Source organism: Halobacillus litoralis, from assembly GCF_020171725.1.
Taxonomy (GTDB): Bacteria; Bacillota; Bacilli; order Bacillales; family Halobacillaceae; genus Halobacillus; species Halobacillus litoralis_F.
This window is the reverse complement of record NZ_JAIVAJ010000002.1, coordinates 380,548-398,831: the sequence shown is the minus strand read 5'-3', so window position 1 is coordinate 398,831 and position 18,284 is coordinate 380,548. Positions and strand designations below refer to the sequence as shown.

27 protein-coding genes are annotated in these 18,284 nt (G+C 47.5%); 3 read left to right on the top strand and 24 right to left on the bottom strand.

The window, feature by feature from the left end; all coding sequences use genetic code 11:
* Window positions 1-325 precede the first annotated feature (325 nt).
* The 9 genes from LCM20_RS06355 to LCM20_RS06315 all read right to left on the bottom strand — a co-directional run bounded on the left by LCM20_RS06355 (window position 326) and on the right by LCM20_RS06315 (window position 5,795).
* On the bottom strand, window positions 326-928 hold the full coding sequence (locus tag LCM20_RS06355; protein ID WP_225194588.1) for a zinc dependent phospholipase C family protein: 603 nt from the start codon (window positions 926-928) through the stop codon (window positions 326-328).
* Window positions 882-1,667: a class I SAM-dependent DNA methyltransferase gene (locus LCM20_RS06350; RefSeq protein WP_225194587.1), complete on the bottom strand. Its 786-nt coding sequence runs from the start codon at window positions 1,665-1,667 to the stop codon at window positions 882-884. The genes LCM20_RS06355 and LCM20_RS06350 overlap by 47 nt, the downstream gene beginning before the upstream one ends.
* Entirely contained in the window at window positions 1,668-2,273 is a 606-nt protein-coding gene (locus tag LCM20_RS06345; RefSeq protein ID WP_225194586.1) for a hypothetical protein, read from the bottom strand. It lies immediately after the preceding gene.
* Window positions 2,270-2,788: a GNAT family N-acetyltransferase gene (locus LCM20_RS06340; RefSeq protein ID WP_225194585.1), complete on the bottom strand. Its 519-nt coding sequence runs from the start codon at window positions 2,786-2,788 to the stop codon at window positions 2,270-2,272. Before LCM20_RS06340 ends, LCM20_RS06345 begins: the two co-directional genes overlap by 4 nt.
* A 13-nt stretch (window positions 2,789-2,801) precedes the next feature.
* Window positions 2,802-3,230 (bottom strand): hypothetical protein, encoded by a 429-nt coding sequence (locus tag LCM20_RS06335; RefSeq protein ID WP_225194584.1) that lies wholly within the window; start codon window positions 3,228-3,230, stop codon window positions 2,802-2,804.
* Window positions 3,231-3,248: 18 nt separating this feature from the next.
* A complete protein-coding gene (locus tag LCM20_RS06330; protein ID WP_225194583.1) occupies window positions 3,249-3,710 on the bottom strand; it encodes an SRPBCC family protein in 462 nt (153 codons plus the stop codon).
* Window positions 3,711-3,770: 60 nt separating this feature from the next.
* Window positions 3,771-4,043: a hypothetical protein gene (locus LCM20_RS06325; protein WP_225194582.1), complete on the bottom strand. Its 273-nt coding sequence runs from the start codon at window positions 4,041-4,043 to the stop codon at window positions 3,771-3,773.
* Window positions 4,040-5,257 carry an MFS transporter gene (locus tag LCM20_RS06320; protein WP_225194581.1) on the bottom strand — a complete coding sequence of 406 codons (1,218 nt, stop codon included), beginning with the start codon at window positions 5,255-5,257 and terminating at the stop codon, window positions 4,040-4,042. Before LCM20_RS06320 ends, LCM20_RS06325 begins: the two co-directional genes overlap by 4 nt.
* A gap of 229 nt (window positions 5,258-5,486) precedes the next feature.
* Complete coding sequence (locus LCM20_RS06315; protein WP_225194580.1) at window positions 5,487-5,795, bottom strand: hypothetical protein; 309 nt, start codon at window positions 5,793-5,795, stop codon at window positions 5,487-5,489.
* A gap of 154 nt (window positions 5,796-5,949) precedes the next feature.
* On the opposite strand from LCM20_RS06315, the gene LCM20_RS06310 reads away from it, so the two are divergent.
* Window positions 5,950-7,077: a DUF2515 family protein gene (locus LCM20_RS06310; RefSeq protein WP_225194579.1), complete on the top strand. Its 1,128-nt coding sequence runs from the start codon at window positions 5,950-5,952 to the stop codon at window positions 7,075-7,077.
* Between the two features lie 7 nt (window positions 7,078-7,084).
* On the opposite strand, the gene LCM20_RS06305 is transcribed toward LCM20_RS06310, so the two are convergent.
* The 10 genes from LCM20_RS06305 to LCM20_RS06260 form a co-directional block, all read right to left on the bottom strand.
* Window positions 7,085-7,987 (bottom strand): alpha/beta fold hydrolase, encoded by a 903-nt coding sequence (locus LCM20_RS06305; RefSeq protein WP_225194578.1) that lies wholly within the window; start codon window positions 7,985-7,987, stop codon window positions 7,085-7,087.
* The gene (locus LCM20_RS06300; protein WP_225194577.1) at window positions 7,984-8,505 is read right to left on the bottom strand and encodes a GrpB family protein; all 522 of its coding nucleotides are present in this window, start codon (window positions 8,503-8,505) and stop codon (window positions 7,984-7,986) included. The genes LCM20_RS06305 and LCM20_RS06300 overlap by 4 nt, the downstream gene beginning before the upstream one ends.
* Window positions 8,502-8,888: a VOC family protein gene (locus tag LCM20_RS06295; RefSeq protein WP_225194576.1), complete on the bottom strand. Its 387-nt coding sequence runs from the start codon at window positions 8,886-8,888 to the stop codon at window positions 8,502-8,504. Before LCM20_RS06295 ends, LCM20_RS06300 begins: the two co-directional genes overlap by 4 nt.
* Window positions 8,889-8,906: 18 nt before the next feature.
* Window positions 8,907-9,323: a hypothetical protein gene (locus tag LCM20_RS06290; RefSeq protein WP_225194575.1), complete on the bottom strand. Its 417-nt coding sequence runs from the start codon at window positions 9,321-9,323 to the stop codon at window positions 8,907-8,909.
* Window positions 9,320-10,084, bottom strand: coding sequence for a class I SAM-dependent methyltransferase (locus LCM20_RS06285; RefSeq protein WP_225194574.1), 765 nt, complete (start codon window positions 10,082-10,084; stop codon window positions 9,320-9,322). The genes LCM20_RS06290 and LCM20_RS06285 overlap by 4 nt, the downstream gene beginning before the upstream one ends.
* Window positions 10,085-10,174: 90 nt before the next feature.
* On the bottom strand, window positions 10,175-10,603 hold the full coding sequence (locus LCM20_RS06280; protein WP_225194573.1) for a DUF1801 domain-containing protein: 429 nt from the start codon (window positions 10,601-10,603) through the stop codon (window positions 10,175-10,177).
* A gap of 64 nt (window positions 10,604-10,667) precedes the next feature.
* A complete protein-coding gene (locus LCM20_RS06275) occupies window positions 10,668-10,826 on the bottom strand; it encodes a hypothetical protein (protein WP_225194572.1) in 159 nt (52 codons plus the stop codon).
* A 30-nt stretch (window positions 10,827-10,856) separates the two neighbouring features.
* Window positions 10,857-11,327, bottom strand: a complete 471-nt coding sequence (locus LCM20_RS06270) for a hypothetical protein (protein WP_225194571.1) — start codon at window positions 11,325-11,327, stop codon at window positions 10,857-10,859.
* Window positions 11,328-11,439: 112 nt separating this feature from the next.
* On the bottom strand, window positions 11,440-11,667 hold the full coding sequence (locus LCM20_RS06265; RefSeq protein WP_225194570.1) for a YqkE family protein: 228 nt from the start codon (window positions 11,665-11,667) through the stop codon (window positions 11,440-11,442).
* Window positions 11,664-11,996: an iron-sulfur cluster biosynthesis family protein gene (locus tag LCM20_RS06260; RefSeq protein WP_225194569.1), complete on the bottom strand. Its 333-nt coding sequence runs from the start codon at window positions 11,994-11,996 to the stop codon at window positions 11,664-11,666. Before LCM20_RS06260 ends, LCM20_RS06265 begins: the two co-directional genes overlap by 4 nt.
* A 158-nt stretch (window positions 11,997-12,154) precedes the next feature.
* Here LCM20_RS06260 and LCM20_RS06255 point away from each other — a divergent pair, with 158 nt between their 5' ends.
* On the top strand, window positions 12,155-13,411 hold the full coding sequence (locus tag LCM20_RS06255; RefSeq protein WP_225194568.1) for a DNA polymerase IV: 1,257 nt from the start codon (window positions 12,155-12,157) through the stop codon (window positions 13,409-13,411).
* A gap of 69 nt (window positions 13,412-13,480) precedes the next feature.
* Here LCM20_RS06255 and LCM20_RS20055 read toward each other — a convergent pair whose 3' ends face one another.
* From LCM20_RS20055 to LCM20_RS06235, 5 genes are all read right to left on the bottom strand, one after another.
* On the bottom strand, window positions 13,481-13,606 hold the full coding sequence (locus LCM20_RS20055) for a hypothetical protein (protein ID WP_263621963.1): 126 nt from the start codon (window positions 13,604-13,606) through the stop codon (window positions 13,481-13,483).
* Window positions 13,607-13,663: 57 nt separating this feature from the next.
* Window positions 13,664-13,894, bottom strand: coding sequence for a hypothetical protein (locus tag LCM20_RS06250; RefSeq protein WP_225194567.1), 231 nt, complete (start codon window positions 13,892-13,894; stop codon window positions 13,664-13,666).
* 22 nt (window positions 13,895-13,916) lie between these two features.
* Window positions 13,917-14,711 (bottom strand): SDR family NAD(P)-dependent oxidoreductase, encoded by a 795-nt coding sequence (locus LCM20_RS06245; protein ID WP_225194566.1) that lies wholly within the window; start codon window positions 14,709-14,711, stop codon window positions 13,917-13,919.
* The gene (locus tag LCM20_RS06240; protein ID WP_225194565.1) at window positions 14,704-15,681 is read right to left on the bottom strand and encodes an MBL fold metallo-hydrolase; all 978 of its coding nucleotides are present in this window, start codon (window positions 15,679-15,681) and stop codon (window positions 14,704-14,706) included. The genes LCM20_RS06245 and LCM20_RS06240 overlap by 8 nt, the downstream gene beginning before the upstream one ends.
* A gap of 155 nt (window positions 15,682-15,836) precedes the next feature.
* Entirely contained in the window at window positions 15,837-17,465 is a 1,629-nt protein-coding gene (locus LCM20_RS06235; protein WP_225194564.1) for a M20/M25/M40 family metallo-hydrolase, read from the bottom strand.
* A gap of 72 nt (window positions 17,466-17,537) precedes the next feature.
* On the opposite strand from LCM20_RS06235, the gene LCM20_RS06230 reads away from it, so the two are divergent.
* Window positions 17,538-18,284 carry a glycerophosphodiester phosphodiesterase gene (locus LCM20_RS06230; RefSeq protein WP_225194563.1) on the top strand — a complete coding sequence of 249 codons (747 nt, stop codon included), beginning with the start codon at window positions 17,538-17,540 and terminating at the stop codon, window positions 18,282-18,284.

Genomic DNA, 18,284 nt, shown 5'->3' with positions numbered 1-18,284 from the left:
AGCGGGTTGGAAAGTAGCTCGCCGTGGTCCGTAAATCACGAGGGAGTCTCCCCATTTTCCAACCACTGTGCGAAGGTAGTGAGAACAGAACCAGGTTGGGATATGTAAGGCTGAACGTTATTCTGAGCAATTATCGTCTTTTCCGGGTGATAGCATATGAGGTTCCGTCTCCACTTCATAAAGGTGTTGACTCCTGTGGGAGCAGAGTACAGATGAGGCCCCACAGCGACCGAAGGGAGCGAGGAGACTCAAGCGGACGCCCACGGAAAGCGAGTTGATTCGCCAACACCGCTTCTCCAGTTAAAAAAGAACCGATAAGATTTTCTCATAAACGATTTAAAGCCTGCACACTTTGATCGACTGCTGTTTCGATGTAGCCAATGATTTGATCAAATGTAAAAATGCTGAGAGGTTCTTCTAAATGCGATGACTGCCATTGAAAGTCTTCGAGCGCTGAAGGAATAAAAGCTTCTATCTCTTTCTCCTCCACTTCATCGATGGGGAGACCTTCTACAGGATTCAATAGATCCTCCATCACCTCTTCCCTAGCCCCGTAATGGTTCAGCAACTTGCTGTTTAAGAGTCTGAAGTCATGGTGATATTCGCTGTGTACTCTGTCGTTCACTGCCATACGGTTCCTCAACCAGCTTAGATAAAAACCACTCAACCAAAGGTGATCAGCAATTAAGTGCGTATAGTAACCTTTAATGAAATCATGCTCCTGAAGATGCTGGTATTTCTTCAGGAAGGAATCATACAGGATGAATCTCGAGTAATCCTCTTCTTTTCCTGCATAAAAGTGTGAGCGTTCCTTCGACCGGGAGGCATCGGGTGCGAGCGATCCGCGAAGAAAAGAGGTGCGGTCCTGAATCGGAGCTTCCTCACAAATCCGGTTTGCGATCAATAGATGCATCATTCTTGATCCCATGCTCACCCTCCTTGCGACAAGAGAGAATCAGAAACAAGGGGATGCGCTGTCGTCTTTCGTATTCTTCCCTCTCCTGAAACATGTCTTCTTTAGGCTCTGCTTCACTTAAGCCTTCGATGACAAACCCGCTTCTCGCGGCAAGGCTTACGTACGCTTCTATTGTCCTATGAAACTTGACGACGCTTTCCCCAATCCACGGCTCTTCCCTCTTGCCGGTTCGAAAATAATCATCCACTATCCACTGCCCGCGCTTTCCTTTCGCTTCAGCACTCTCAATAGAAGACGTAAGAACAGGATGCTGGACGCTGAATAAAAACTGTCCACCTGGCTTCAGGCTGCTTGCGACTTTTTCAAATACAGAACGTAGATCTTCTATGTAATGAAAAACCATTCTTGAGACGACCACATCCGTTTGTTCAGCTGCTGGCTGCCATTCTTCAAGAGACGTGTGATCAATTGTAGCATGAAACCCTTCCGTGACCTCTTTCGCTCGGTCCACCATTTTCAAAGAACCTTCTACGCCTGTATAAAGGCGCGTCCCTCTTTGAAAGAGTTCAAGTCCAAAACGTCCATCCCCACATCCTAAATCCAAAACACTTCTGCCCTTCACATCATCCAGCAGTTCCAAGATTGCCGGTCGTTCCATAAGATTGTTCGGACTTTCATCCCGGTTCCTTCTTGACAGAAACCTCTCGAAAAATTCATCTTGATCATATGCATCGGAACCTCGATACGCCATTTATCCCTCTCCCTCCAAGTACGTGATTACGACATCCGCATTCTTGATCGGCTGACACTTCTCCATATAATACTCTTCTGCCTTCCAGTATCTTTCCGTAAATTTCTTGATCTTTCTCCTCGTCTCCGGCTTTTCACGAAGGAAACGAACGCTGCGTGAGACATCCAAATATACGACTTTGTCAAAGAATCCAAGCCATTCTTCTCTTTGCAGAAATACGCCCTCAACAATGATGACATCCGCATCCCCTATCGCCACGGCATGCTGTTCATACACGTTCAGTTCCGGATGATAACGAGGAATCTCAAGTGTATCTCCGCTCCTCATCGGCTCGAATAAATGCTCTCTCAATTCCATGACGTTCCACTGTAAGGAATAGTACTCCTCCCATTCGGGCAGCCCTGTTCCGTATCGGATGGACCACGGTTCAACATAGTCGTCTAGATGAATCGTGACGACATGGTAATTCTGTTCCGTCAAATATCGGGCAAGATTTTTGGAATAGGTGGTCTTGCCGGACCTGCTCAGGCCATCCACACCTAGCAAATAGCGGTGATCCGATTCTCGAATGGAAGCGATGAATGAATCATATAACTCCGGGTTCATGTCGCAATCCAAAACCTTTTGACAACATTTCCGTCTTCTTCTATGAAATCATGATCGATTATGCCACCATTGTTCAGGATGGTCTTCATGGAACCCAGATTGGTTTCATCACAAACAACGAGCACTTGTTTAATCCCGATTTCACAGGCTTTTTGAACGGATTGTCTCAGCAGCTCGGTCGCGTATCCTTTTCTCCGCTCAGTCGGACGGATGCCATATCCGATGTGACCGCCACCGTTTCTGAGCGCTTCGGTCAAGTCATGACGGATATTCACTGCTCCGACAATGTTGTCTGACGGGTTTACAAACCAGTAGGTAGAGTCCGGCACGAATCCCTCCGGCAGATGAAGTCCCTCTGCATGATTCTCCAAGTACTGGATCATTTCTTCAAAATCTTTCGGGTCCTTCTCGATTACCCATGGAACCATCGTTTCACCACTATGCTTCCATTCCCTGTAAAAATCCAGATACGCATCTTTCCACTCCATCGATGGTGCAACAAGTTTACACGGCATGATACAACCTCCTTTAGGATTCGGCTAGTTTGTCTTTATTGTAACGAAGAGCTAGTTGAACACCGAGAATCAAACTTATGACGGTTGAAGAGATCAGAGCTATCATGTCCCCATTCCCGGATATAAGTGATAGGGTGAGCCAAAGTGCACTTCCGAAGAAATTTATAACGATCACGAAGCCCCAAGCCCATTCTTTGATCAATCGATACATTCTCCCACCTGCAAGATAATGGATATAGACAAAGAGTAATCCCCCCACCCCTATGAAACCTAAGAACGTCTTCAAAGCAGAGTCTGACAATGTGATCGTCTCTTCCCATGGCATGTCAATCAAGACGACGTTTGCCATATACATCGCTTGGATGAATAGGACCGTTAGGAGAACAAGTCCTAAAAGCAGCCATTCCCCGGTGATGTAAAAAGGCATCCATATTCTTCTCATCCTCATCCCCCTCTTTCTCTAGATGTACAGGGCTTCTGCCTTTTGTTTAAGAAGAAGCCCTCTTTTCTTCAATAGTTTCTTCATATAAAACTCAAGAAAGATTCTGTCTGCCACCCTTCCTATAAGACCAAATGGAGAACGATAGTCGAATACATCTGTCATCATCGTCCCTCCGTCCCGGGTCGTTTTGAAGTGATGTTCATGCGTAAAAGAGTGAAAAGCCCCTCTCACCATGATGTCTTCGAAAAAGCGATCCTTTTCCATTTTTGATAATTCAGCTGTCAGCCTTTGTCGGACACCTAAATGGACGGCTTCCCACGTCACACGTTCCCCGAGTTCCAAAAGCCCTTCGGTTCGACCCGCTACCGCTTTTTCATCTGTTTGTGACGTCGTTTCTGTGTGGGTGGCGACGTCACGTGCCAAGTCAAAGCAAATGTTACGCGGAGCGTTAATTTTCTGATGAAGTATAATGACAGGCATCTGTCTCTCCCACCTTATGAAAAAGGAGCAGTTAGGACTGCTCCTTTTAGTCGTTTCGTCTCAACCGATCAACAGAGCTAAATAGTTCACGAATGCAAACCATCCAGCCGCACCTAAGCTGATAAAAAATAAACTGACCGCCAGAAAGATCGGCTGATGGCGCTCGGTCCTCGCTTGAAAGAATGTGATTCCTCCCACTAATAGACTGACGACCAACAGCAAAGCAACCCCGGTCGTATAGGGAGCTGTGTATCGAAACGGCGTATCTGTCAAGGCTGTTGCGATATAGGCAATGTTCAAAATTAAAAGGATGATTATGATTGTTCGCTTCATACGCTCATCTCCTTCTTCATAGTTGTCTGTTCATTGATTCGTATAGTCATCAGTACGAGAGCACCGACAGCCATTACAAAACCTGCTGCTAAAAATACGTATTGTACCCCAACCCCATCTGTCCACCAACCGAACACCAACGCGCCGATTCCGAATGTGAGCGTTACCAAGGCTTCTTGAGCACTGTACACGAGAGGCAGCTGATTTTCATCTACTTCGATTTGCAGGGTCGTTTCGATGGCGATGGATTTCGCCTGCTCCATCACTCCAAAGAGTGCCGAGATGACCAAAGCGATCCACGCAATGGAGTTCAGCCCGAACAAAATGGTCAGTCCACTTGACCCGATTGCTGCTGTCACCATCATCGTTTTCATCAATACTTTCGTTCTGATCACGTTGACGAGCGCTCCTCCGGCCAAAAGACCAAGAAAAAATGTCGTATTGATGTAACCCCAGAAGGCTTCTGTTTGATGAAGCACCTCAGCCACAAAAACGTATACGATCGCCGCAATCCATACAACGTTGGCGAAAGCATCGAGAAATACAACAGCATGGAGTTTACGGAACAGCTTTTGGTTCCAAATGAGGGACCAGCCCTCGCCTAACATCCGGAAAGAGAAAGATGGTTTCCATTTCCGGTCATCCGATCGTCGTTCTTTGATTCTCATCATGAGAAGGGAAGAGATGATAAACAACGTCACGGTCAGCCACAACACGTTAAGACCGCCCCATAACGCCACCATCATTCCCCCCACAGCCCAGCCGGTTAGTTGGATCGACTGGGTGACGACCGAAAGCCAGCTATTCGCCTGTAACAGCTCTGCTTTCGCCACGACCCTTTGTACCATCGCTCTCGATGCCGGTCCTGAACATCCGTCTAAAAAGGCAATGACCAAAACGAATCCGAAGACCAGATACAGCGGTGCTTCACTCACAGCGTTCAGAAGTACCGTCAAACTGAACAATAAAACGGTCTTTCCCCATTGAGGGACAGTGATGACCCTCTTTAAAGACAGCCGGTTCATCCAGACCGGCCCTGACAGCCCGCCAAAGAATCGGCCGAACGTATGACAGAACGGCAGCAGCGCAAGAGAAAATGCAGATGCCGTCGATTCAAACAATAATGCGATCAGCGCAACAACGTAAAGAATATCACCAAGATTTGCACAAGATTGACCCAACCATAAATATCGAAATGATGATGTGAATTTCATGAATTCCTACCCCTTTTCTCCAAAGATTGTGTTTGGTTGAAAAGGGAGGTTCTACATAGGCAGATTTCTCCTTCCTTTACATGTAATTGGTCGAGCTTTTGTAAGATACGTGTTTTATAACTCTAGAGGGTAGGACTCATTTCGATAGATGGTGTAGTCATCCAGAGACCACTGAATGCGTTGTTGTAAAAAACATTTCAAAACGTAAATATACTACTTCCGCACATAATCAGCGTTGTGAAGGTGTGATTTGCTTGTCAACTTTCAATTCCCACAACCTGAAATACAGCACAGGATTCACGAGGCATAATCCGGCAGTCATTAAAAACAATATAAAAGCAGGCACGCTTCCACTGCCGTTCAAAGCATCCACTGCCATCCCCTGCATATAAAGAGATTCAGCTCCAATCAGGAAGCCAAGGACAGAGATCCCTACAACCGTCGTCCCGTTCACAAAAGGCTTCTTTTGAAAAAGAACGAACAGGAATGTAGCGAAAAGAGCGAGAAAAAGTGTGATTTGAATAAATTCTAATGGCATGCCGCACATCCTTTTCTATTTAAGTATTTGGCCGATTCCTTCTATCCGCGCACCTTCTTTAAGATGAACTATGGATAGTTTAATATATTTTGTATAACTTTTCCATGAAAGAATAAACTAATTTAATTAGAACCGCTTTAAAGGAGGTGGGGGCATGTTTCCCTTTTCAAACAGAACGTTGAAAAAGAAGCTGAAGCAGTCACTTAGTGAAACCAAGGTGGGGACTTATTCAGAAAGAGAGAAACAGTTGATTGATGACATTCACCAGTCAACGAAAGAAATGAATCGGAATAACGTCACCAGGACGCAAGCTTACTGGGACCTCTTCGTGAAGCATCCGACCCTTCACTGGGCTCTGCTCGCCCATCTCGTCTCCCGCAATGCGGGCTGGAATATGACAGATCTTAAAGGAGAACATTTACCCGAACTCCTTACTCCTTCAGAACAAAAGGATTTTTTCCTTTTTCTCGAGCGGGGCAATTGGCTGATCTTTCAAGATGCCTATCCTCAACTTCTACTCTATGACAAAAGCGTCGAGGAAAACCGTTCCCTTCTTCATCTACTGCCCGCTTTTCGTGTGTCCAGGTTTATGCGTCCGTTTTGGGAAGCATTCATAGAGAAAGGAGACTCTTCCCTCCTCACAAAAGCGCTGATTGTGAATGAACAGCATTACATTGAAGGTCGAGTGATACAAAACAAGCATTACAAGCAAACCGTGACCGACACCCTTTTGTTCAAAATGCAGGACTTACTGAACTTGAATCACATTCTGCTCCCCTATACGACAACGACGCTGAAACAGCGAAGACTGTTCGGCCATACTGTTCACCATTTTTCCTCGTTGGAAGAACGGATTCAGTTCGGCAAGGAGCTGTACGACTTGCTCTATTCCGTGGACAGCCGACTGAAGCAAGTCATCGACTGGGCCGCGGATCACCCTCATAGTGGTTCGCGAAAAGACTATTGGCCGACGTTATTCAATGATGTAAGAGAACGGATTCCCCACCAAATTGAGCGTCCTGTCGAAAAGCCTTGTGGCATTCACGGTAATGCGCCGAGATTTTACAGTCCAACTTTACAGCAGGCCTGGCCAGATCAACTCCCGACTCCTGCTGAGGGAGAGGATTGGTTTACCCACGTGAGGCAAATCCATCTGCTTACAAAAGGCATCGAAGAGCAGGATGGGGATGTCCTTCCTCTTTATTGTGATACGATTGAAAAGCTTGAATTTGCTTTAGTCGCTAAAAATGCCTTGAGGGAAAAGGAGGACGACAGCGAATAGTCGTCCTTCACACATACTTCTTAATGGATTGAATGACGATGTCCGGTTTTTCCAAATGAATCGAATGCCCACTCTCCACCCAGATGTGTTCGGTTTGATCGGTGAGCGCAGCAAACTTCTCCTGATGCTTCAGCCAATCTGGTGAGCGTTCTGTTGCGCTCAATACCGTTACAGGAAGGTCTTTAGCAAGCGGTCTACTGACCATCACTTCTTCCGCTGAAATCTCTGTATCTTTCACTTCCTGATACAACGATTGAAAAGCCCCATTTTTGTAAGATACGTAATCAAGATGAGCGGTGTATTCCTTCCCTAAATCCGAGCGGCCAACCCCCTGCTTCAAAAGCCGCGGCAGTCCGGTCAAAGACATCATATAGCCGAGCTTTGCCGTTCTCTCAAATGAGCGGATTCTCGAGAGGTTTTCTTCTGTTCTTATGTAATAATCTTCATGTGTCGGATCGACGAGGACGAGAGCTTTGACCTCCTCTGGATAAAGGCTGGAGAAAAGCCTTACTGCCATTGATCCGAACGAGTGACCGACAAGTATGTAGGGAGGCTTCAACCCGTATACCTTCAGCAGCTCTCTCATTTCATTCACTGCCGTGAGAGAAGACATCGACCTTCTATTCGTGCGGCTCCAACCATAATTCCCTCGATCATAAGAGACGACCGTCGCCGTATCAGTCAGAGCGGGCTGCACGAGATGCCAGTCGATCGATAGCGAACTCATCCCTGCTTCAAGCACGACCGTTGCAGGACCGTGTCCCCTTTTTATGGTATGCAGGTGGGATTCGGTTGTCCTGATCATTTCTCCTGGGGGGTTGGTTCTATTGCGACTGTTGCGGTATGCATTCCACAGCGTCAGTGGAAGGCAGACGGACGCGATCCCTTTTCGAATCCATGACTCTATCATGTAATAAGTCCCCTCCAACAAAAGGCTTCATGCTCCAATTCTTTCACAATCCGCTCTTTTCCTTTTATATAGGCGCCGATGTCATCGGGGTACTTCTCTGCAAGTACCTGCTTCACCTGACTATACCGCTCCCTCGCTGCTGGGTGTTCCATCAGGTAGTCACGGAAGATGAGGTGACGCTCAATCTCTGGATTCCCTTTTTCATAAATATGAACGTGATGGGTACGCAGGTCCCTACCCTTTATGAAAAAGCGCCGTCCGCTTATGCCGTATTCACCTTTGGGCTCGTACCCAAGCGCTTTCATGCTTTCATTGTGTGCATCGATCCTCGCAATATCCGCGACAACCGGCATCAAATCGATGACCGGCTTAGCAGCCATTCCTTCGACTGCCGTGCTTCCGATATGATGAATATCCAATAGTTCCCTGCCAAACAAGGATTCAAGTCTTTTCGCTTCCTTCGTAAAACTTGAGCCCCACTCCGGCTGATAGGGGTGCACTTCCACTTTCCGCGTCACGGACTTAACTCGCTCCAGACATCGAAAACGTTGCCACACAAGTCATAAAAGACGAAGTTGTTTCCCATATGGCCACGATCCTCAACGTCACCCACGATGACATGCCTCTCCTGAAGACTTTCTCTCAGCTCCTCCAACTCATCCATTCCATCCACTTCAAACGTAAGAGAGAACCGACGGTGCCCTTTTCGGTCTCTAAAGTTCGCTGTCGCCCCGTCTTCTGCCAATACTAAGAAAAAGCTCTGACCCGCCATTTCCACAATCGCCTTTTCATCATCTATAAAATTGAGCCGTGCTCCAAGCTTCGCTTCATACCAATCCGCCGCCCGTCTTACGTCCTGAACGGGCAGATACGTTGTTCCTACTCGTCTCAAATGTGCCATTTCCGACACCTCCATGATTTAGTCTAAGCTGACGCTTCCATACCCTTTCGTGCGGTCCACTTCAATGTCGTGCTGCTTTGCAAAGTCTAGTAAATACCGATCGATATTCTCAGGTTTGAACTGGTAGATTCGAATCGGCAGTCCTTTGTTCTGTTTAATCTTGATAAAGCGCCAGGCAAACCCTCTTAACTCAAATTTCATGACACGTATATCAGAAGGGTGCAGCACCTTCGTGAAGGTGATCCCTCCCATAAGTTTGACCTGATATTCCAAATGTTCGTCTTCGATCCGGAGTTCGAATGTTGTCGGGATGCTGTAGACGACCACTGCTATGGCCACCGCATACCACCAGTTAGGGGATAGAATCAAAGAGAACAATAACACGATGCTCATCATCGTAAACGACAGTTTATAAGGAGTTGCGGTAAACGTCATTCGATCACCTTCAACTTGACGGCCTTGGTGGCGGCCATCGTCTTAATGTATCGATCCACGGTTCTCCTTCCACCGAAGTCATCTTCATAGAAGTCTGCAATCACTAGCCCAGCATCCGTCTGCCCCTTGATCTGGTCCTCCAATGTATGACCGAACTCGAGCGCCTGCCCTTCTTGAACGTCCTCCTTTAAACTGGAGTACGGGATGGTGTTGACCACCTCAAGCTCGCCCTGCTCCTCCTTCTCATCGTCGAACAAATACAACACCGGGTTCATAAACCCAGAAATCAGCGTTCCGTTTGTCTTCAACACTCGACTCGCTTCGTTCCAGACCGGCCGTACATCTTCTACGAACACGTTGGACACGGGGTGAACGATGACATCAAATGTCTCATCTTCAAAAGCAGACAAATCCGCCATTTCACCTTGGACGGTGCGTAACCTCAGTCCGTCGCGCTCCGCGACATAACGATCCTGCTCCAGCTGTTTCTCTGAAAGGTCGATGACGGTGACATCTGCTCCCGCCGCTGCGAGAACAGGACCCTGCTGTCCGCCGCCGGATGCCAGACAGAGCACCTTACGCCCTTCAAGCAATTTCGGAAACCATTGGCGCGGCACTTTCCTGTCCGCTGTGACACCGATCTCCCACGTTCCTTCTACCGCTCTTTCAATGGTCTCCTTATCAACGGCTTGTGTATAAGCTACATTCTCTTCTACCTTCTGGTCCCACGCCTTACGATTATGTTCTATAAACTTTTCCATTTGTTTCTCCCTTGTTATGTATGGCTTTTTGAATCGCAATCTAGTTTTCTGAACCTAATAAAAAGCGATAGATTCACCCTATCGCTTCCTCTACTCTTCCTTTTGCTCCGGGTACATGCTTTGCAAATAGTTTATTGAGGAGGTAATCATTTCTTTCAGCACTTCCGCGTCCACATCGTCCAGCTTATTAATGTACACACACGCCTTGCCGGACTTATGCTTCCCAAGACGCTCCAACATGTCGTCCCGCTCTTGTCCGGTAGCGAAATAAAGGCTGAAATTCGCTTTTCTCGGTGAAAAACCGACGAGCGGCGCGTCCCCTTCATGACCGGTTGGGTACTTGTAGTGATAAGAGCCGAATCCGATGATGCTCGTCCCCCACATTTTGGCGGAATAGCCTGAGGTTTCAGTGAAAAGGTCCAAAAGACGGTAAGCGTCTTCCTTCTTTTTCGGTTTCTCCACTTTTTCTATAAACTCGATGACGCTGCTGTCGTTCTCTTTTGTTTTCAGTTCATACATTCCGGGTGCACCTCCATTCCTTACTCCCTTATTCGACAAACCTTTTCAAATCCCTTCCAATCATTCAATCTTTCAGGCGCTCGACTTCTTCCTCAAGCTTCTCCACCCTATCTTCCATTGATTGATTCGGTTCTTTCATTCTTCTCACTACCGCGACCAAAGTTCCGGCAACGGCGACAACGATTCCTGCGATTCCAATTAAAAGCAGCAAGACTACATCCATGATGCCCCTCCTCATACCTGTTTTATACTCTTACCCATTCTGTTGCTTTATTTCCTCTTCCTCAAGCGTCGTCACGGTCACACCCGTCCGGTTCTCCAGTTCACGTATCAGGATCGACGCATCCGCTTCCTCCATTTTATCTGTGTAAATGTCGTCACGGTGGCTGTCATCCGTTGTTTGAACCGAAAGGACATTCTCCACATACGAGATCTGCGTAACATCCTCATAGAAGACTTTATGTCGGGGATCTACGATTCGATTATGTACCGTGAAATACTGCTCCGACATCCGGACATAATCTCTTTGCGTGATGTTCATATTGTAAACGGCCGCTATCAATGAAATAAGAATGATGAAAGCCGATGCATATACGACGTACTGAGCTACCTCATGATTGAGATACAATGAAACCGCAATAAGCAGAACCTGTCCGCCCACATTCATAAATGACTGCTTTACGATTCTTCTCGCTTCATCATGGAAGGCGTATTGGAATATCATTTCTTCTCACCCTTTTTCTAGTATCTACTATATGTACGATGGCACATTCACGCACGTTTCACTTCCCCAGAATTTATCACAAAAAAATAAGCACACTGCCTGAGGCAGGTGCTTATTTTTTGAATGATTTCCAGTCCAAGTCGCTTTCGTTCAGCAATTCTTCAAAGCTTTTGTTCGCTTCACGACGCTTCCGTTCTTCTATGCGCTTCTCTCGTTCTTGTTCTTCTCTTTCAACCTGCTGCTCCTTCAATTCCGATTTTTTGGATTGAAGCTTGGCAAGCAGATCTTCATTCAGCTGGGAACCGAGCGTTCCCTCCTGCTGCTTTTTCTTCTTACTCATACCGTCGCTCCTTCCCGCACGTCTCGAATCGGAATGATCGGGTTCAGCACACCTTCCGGGCTTGATAAGCGGAATAAGCCTTTCTTAAAGTCCAGCTTCATTTCTTTTCGGAAAAACACAGCCTGCTGCTGATCGATGATGACATGGAAATCTTCGTTCTCGACGTTTTCGTCTGTATCTCGTTTTTCATAATCCAGTCTTATAGTCGGAAGACCGTTCACGCCGCATCCGCACCCTTCCGTATCGTAAAACAGGCGGATCAACGGGCGTTCTTCTTCCTTCATATAGGTTAACTGTTGTTTAGCTTCTTCTGTCAATACGAGTTTCATGAGGCATTCCTCCTTATTCTAGTTTAAAAAATCTGCTATCTTCCGGCAATTGTTTTGCTTCATTCCGGCATATTTTTTTACTTTACAAAAATTTCATATGTATCATCGCGTCCATTTTGTGTATAATGGGAACAAACGTTCTGTTTGGAGGTATTGTGATGGATTATTCTCATTATCCTCGCCACGATGTACTCTGTATCGATATGCGGAGTTTCTATGCCAGTGTTGAAATGGCACATCGCGGTCTTGATTCGAAAACCGCACTCCTAGCTGTCGTAGGGGACCCGGAGCGAAATGGCAGCATCGTGCTTGCCGCCTCGCCCGCTTTAAAAAAGAAACACGGTGTCAGCAATGTCAGCCGTTACTTTGAACTGCCGAATGATCCGGAGCTGATTGTGGCTCCTGCCCGAATGGGCGAATACGTCCGTGTGTCCGTCGAGATTACACGGATGATGAAGGAAATCGTTCCGCCTGAGGCCATTCATGTCTATTCGGTCGATGAACTGTGGGTCACGGTCGACGGACTCGGCCGGCTGTATGGCTCTCCTTATACGATTGCGGCGATGATTCAAGACCGCATTCGGGAGCAGTTCGGCGTCGAATGCGCGATTGGAATCGGTGATAATAAGTTTCTCGCCAAGGTCGTCATGGACATCCACGCCAAAAAAGCGGATGACGGAATTGCAGAATGCCGCTATGAAGACGTCGAACGCCTGTTGTGGCCGACACCCATTGAACACATATGGGGAATCGGCTCGAGGATGACGCGCAACTTCAACCGTCTCGGCATCGTCCGTCTCGGACAGCTCGCCAAATACCCGCTCAAATATTTGAAGAAGCACTACGGTATCATCGGAGAGCAGTTGTACTGGCACGCCTGGGGAATCGACTTGAGCCCTGTGATCGGAGATTTTACGAAGACCGAACAGAAGGGCTTCGGCCATGGTGTGACGCTCCTTCGCAATTATGCCAAAGAAGAAGTTCCAGCCGTTATGCTCGACCTTTGTGAAGAAGCCTGCCGACGTGCACGCAAGGCGAAACAGGCTGGCCGGACGGTTCATTTATCCGTTGGGTACGAAAGAGACACAGGCGGCGGGTTCAGCAGGTCCACCTCGATTGATCTGCCGACGAACATCACGATGGATATGTACCGTCTGTGCCTGCAGTTGTTTCACAAGTATTATGACGGATTCAGCATGATCCGCCGCATTGCCGTAACCTTGACGAACCTCGATGAAGACATCGCAACCCAGCTCACTCTATTTGATGATCGTCCGAAAAAGAAAGACGTCGGGAACGTCATGGACCAAATCCGCGATAAGTACGGATCGACCGCGATTTTACGGGCGAGCAGCTTTACAGATGCCGGCATCACCCCTGAGCGCAGCAAAAAGATCGGCGGGCATTATGCGTAAGGGACGTTTCCCAACCTAGGTACCTATATGCAAAACAAAGCAGCTTCCACTGACGGAAGCTGCTCTCTATTACTTTTCTTTCTCATTAAAGAATGCGTCGGTTTTCGAGATGGTTGTCCGTTCTTTCCCATTAGCAGGTTGTACGGCATCCCGCGACTTCTGTGGATTACGCTTCGACTTCGAGTTTTTACTCATCTTTTCCCCTCCAATGATTGTTGGGTACTTGATTAAGTTACACATTTCCCTCGCATCTTATGTATGCTTCTTTTCTCCCTGGCTGCGGATTTTCCAGGCGATCAGAAAAGCGAACACAAGGGCTTCGAGTACAAGTGTCCACCAGAGAACAGGCTGTACCTGATCCATCGGTGTTCCTCCGACTCCTCCGTTCGAGAACTTCTCCAGCCACACGTACTCGCCCCACATCACAACAGCCAGAAACTGGCTGACCCATACGAGTAAAAAGAGGATGAGGAACTTCAGCATAAAACGCCACCTCCAGCGGCCGTCATTTTTTATTGAACTGGCCCTGCATGGCTTTTTCCATCAAGGCGGGCGCGATGGAATACACTTTGCTTCCTGAGTTCATCCAGCCCGGAAGATTGATTTCCCGCTGTTTCTTAAAGAGTCCTTGGACGACCACCTGTGCAACGTGGTTCGGATCGAGCATGATTCGATCGACCGAACGCTCATAGCTCCCGGACGGATCAGCCTGCTTGAAAAAGTTCGTACGGACCGGACCAAGGTTTACAGAGGTGACAAACACACCGTCGTCCTCCACCTCCATGCGCAGGGCATTCGTGAACCCGAGCACAGCATGCTTCGTCGCGGCATAAACAGCCGACTTCGGCGTAGCGATTTTTCCGGCTTGGGAAGCAATATTCACAATGTGACCGTTCCCTTGTTGGATAAAATGCGGCAGCAGCTGATGGGTCGTACGAATCAAAGATTTGACGTTGATTGAAATCATGCTTTCGATATCTTTCCACTTCGTATCTGCCACATAACCGAACACCGCCATTCCCGCATTGTTGATAAGAGCGTCGATCGACCCGTGATCATAACAGATCTGGTCGATGATATCCTTCCAGTCCGCATCATTCGATAGATCCGCTTCATACCAATAGGCTTTGATGCCAAAAGACTCCTCCACTTTATCTGCGATAATGCGGAGGCGGTCCGTCGACCTGGCCACCATAATCGGCGTGCCACCCTGCTGGGCTACATGAATGGCTAAATACTGCCCAATCCCGCTTGAGGCTCCTGTAATTAAGATCTTCCTTCCCTTCACGCGTTCATTCATGCCCATCACCCGCTAATTGATAATATTTCGTTTTTCCATCCATAAAGGTTTCGAGCTGCTTCGTGTCTTCTAAGTAATCGAGCTGACCGATCGTTTCGGACATCGTCAAGCCGAATTGAGCCTCGATATGTTTCGGAAATAACAGCTGGCACACTTCAAACGCGTTCATCGGTCCTTCCTTGAACATCAGCCTTACTTTTTCCGCCCGTTCTTCCTGCTTCTTCAAACGCTTCAGAATAAGCGGCTCGACATCAGTAAATGCTTTACCATGGCCTGGATATACTTCTCGTATCGATAGCTCCAGCACTTTTTGCATGGAATGCCGATATTGCAGAAGGGGGCGCGGACGCGGTTCGCCTTCCTCATAAGGAGGCTCAAGTAAAGGGTTGGATGAAATATGATGAAGGAGATGGTCTCCAGCAATCATCAGCCCATCCGCCTGCCTCACAAAAGAAAGATGAGACTGGGCATGACCTGGCGTTTCGATCGTCATCCACTCCTCATGCCCGGGAATCCGCTGCCCTTCTGTCAGGCTGTGAGTCAGGGTTCCTTCTGCTGTCCACTTAAGCGGCTTCCTCAGCGCTTTCAGGAGACCGTAGTATTTATCCGGCACACCAGATTCCTCATACATATGGTAGAAAAACTGTTCATACCGGGTGAAGAATCGCTCATCCCGTTCAAGCCATGGCTCAAGCTTCGGATGTCCGGCGACGACCGATACATTAGGAAAATAATTGACGAGCCCCATATGATCGGGGTGGTGGTGCGTGAGAACGACCTGTGAAATATCTTCCGGCTGATACCCTAGTTCTTTAAGTTGAGTTCGGACAGCGTCCCAGGCTTCCTTCGTCTGAACCCCTGCATCAATCAGCGTCATTTGATCGCCGACCAACAAATACATATGCACATCCCCGACCGCGTAAGGTGTAGGGACCGTAAGTCGATGAATGGTATCTTTCAAAGTCTGCATCCTTTCAAGCCTCCAAACTGAATCATCATTCATTATTCAGTTTATCATGAAACGGTGGAATTATCTTCCCTCGAATGACCTGTCCGTTTTTCTCCTCAATCGAGAATAGCAAGAGAACCCCATTTACATGAAAGGAATTCCCTTACTGGAGGCGTCTATTTACTTTTCTCGAGAAAATGGTGAATGGTTTTTCTTAAAATTTTCGGTAGCGTCTCAAAGCTGTAGGTGAGTTCAAGCCTTTCCGTCCATTGGTGTGGATCCCTTCCCAGCGGCCCGATATTGATGACAGGCATAGTGATCGCCTTCATCGCATCCACGGGCAGCGTATAACCATTTCCCTGGATCGGCATCTGCTTCAACAAGTCATCGATGGGTGAAGTCATGGCACTCGGGCCGATGAAGCTCAAGTCCGATAAACCGGTAAAGTATTCGACTTCTTCGAGTTCCACCTGATAGTCGTTCTTCGCCGTATCGATGGCAAGATTCACGCCTTCCTGCACGAACGCATCGTGATGAGAAGATACGGACGGATAGAAGGGTGGACTGTAAAATAAGACGATCATCGGGCTCAGGTCCTTACATAGAGCAGACAGATTCTGAACGAGCATTGTTGAAAAGTCCCGATCTCCCTGACTCTGGTCCCGTTGGTTTTTCAGACGGTTCAATCTTCGGTCTACCTCACTCTTCCCAAAACGTTTGACAGCTTCCTCATACAGCTGCTCATATGTTAAGATTTGGATGTCAGGCGAGAAGGACGATGTCTGTGTCCCTTCTAAATAAAAGGATGCCTGGTGGTGATAGTGATGAATGATGTTGGCACGGGCGCGCTGCGCGGCCCGGAGCAGCTTTTCATTCAATTCCTGTATCGATTGTTTCATGTATAAAACGTTATACATCGCAACGGCGGCCTGAGGGGTCTGGACAGAATATTCAAACTTGAGGTCACGCTGCATCAGGCTGATCGGTGGCGGCGTACGCTCCCCATCCACTTTTTCGATGAAGGATTCATTCAGCTCCATCTCCTGTGCTAAATAACTGACCATCAAGTTCGCATTCAGTCCGGCGAACGGCTCTCCAACGTGCGTTTCCTTCCCGTAACAGAGAAATCCTGGCAGCGTCTTTCCGATCGATCCGGTGTACAAATAATACGACTCGTCACCAGGATATTTACTGAACATCGGCTCCCCGTTAAAAGCAATCACGTATTCAAGGTTTTCCTTTTCTTTCAGTTCGGCGAGTACCGGAACCGCCGTCAGCATCCCTTCCGAGTTCATTTCCTCATCGGGAACGACAACCAGCAGGATGTTCCCATCAAATTCTCCGTCCATCGCTCTTTCAAGCATGGAAAGGTGAACGGCAAGCCCTGCCTTCATATCCATCGTCCCTCTCCCGAACAGCCAATCTCCTTGAAGAAGATCCTGGGCTGCTGATTTAGGGAGTTCATCGATATGTTTATGGAGCTCGACCGTCAATTCAACCGGATAAAAGGCAAGGTTTTCAAAGGAACCATAATCTTTCACACCCACGACGTCCGCGTGGGCAATCAATACGATCGTCTTCTCTGCTTTTTCCTTTTTCACGAGGGCTGTCAACAGTTGGCGCCCGTCCTTCAAAGGGTGCAGATTAAGGTGATCGGGGTGATTTTGATAATAATCACGATCTTCTAAAATATAATATAAGTATTCCATGATGGCGATTTCGGCATTGCTTTCTGTGACACTCGGGTACTCCACCAACGCACATAATAGATCGGTCAGCTCATCCTTTGTCTGCCAATGATTCATAGTATGGTCCCCCTTTTTTCCTTTTTTCTGTATAATAGACAACGACATTCTTACGAAAGAGGTGAAGATTCTTTGAAAAACACTTTAATTTTTGCTCATAGAGGAGCGAGTAAACTGGCACCAGAGAACACGATGCCAGCCTTCGAATTGGCCCAGGCTTCAGGAGCGGAAGGAATCGAAACCGACGTTCAGCTGACGAAAGACAATATCCCAGTGCTGATTCATGATGAGAACCTGCGTCGCACGACAAACGGAACAGGGTTTGTTCAAGACTATACATATGATGAACTAAGTCGTCTTGATGCAGGAAGCTGGTTTTCTTCAGAATTTTCTAATACACCTATTGTAACACTGGATGAATTCCTGCGGTGGTTTAAAGAACAAAAGATGTTATTGAACATTGAGCTCAAAACGAACGTCATTGAATATAAACACATCGAATCGATCGTCTATGAGAACCTTAAGAATAGGCAGGTGCTCGACCGAACGGTCATTTCGAGTTTCAATGCGGACAGCCTCGTCCGGATGCACGAGATCAATCCGGCGGTAAGGACTGCCTTCCTGACTTCTACGAACCGCCGAGACCTTGTGAAATATGCTCAATCATTCGGCGCCAATGACCTCCATGTCAAACACCGTATTTTGGATAAAAAACTGGTGAAACAATGTCACAGGCAAAACATGGACTTGCGTGTTTATACCGTGAACCGTACGGGTATGATGAAGAAATGCTATAAGCTCGGTGTTGATGCTATCTTCACGGATGTGCCACATGAAGCTCTCGAGCACCGGGAACTTTTTCAAAAAAGAAAGGGATAA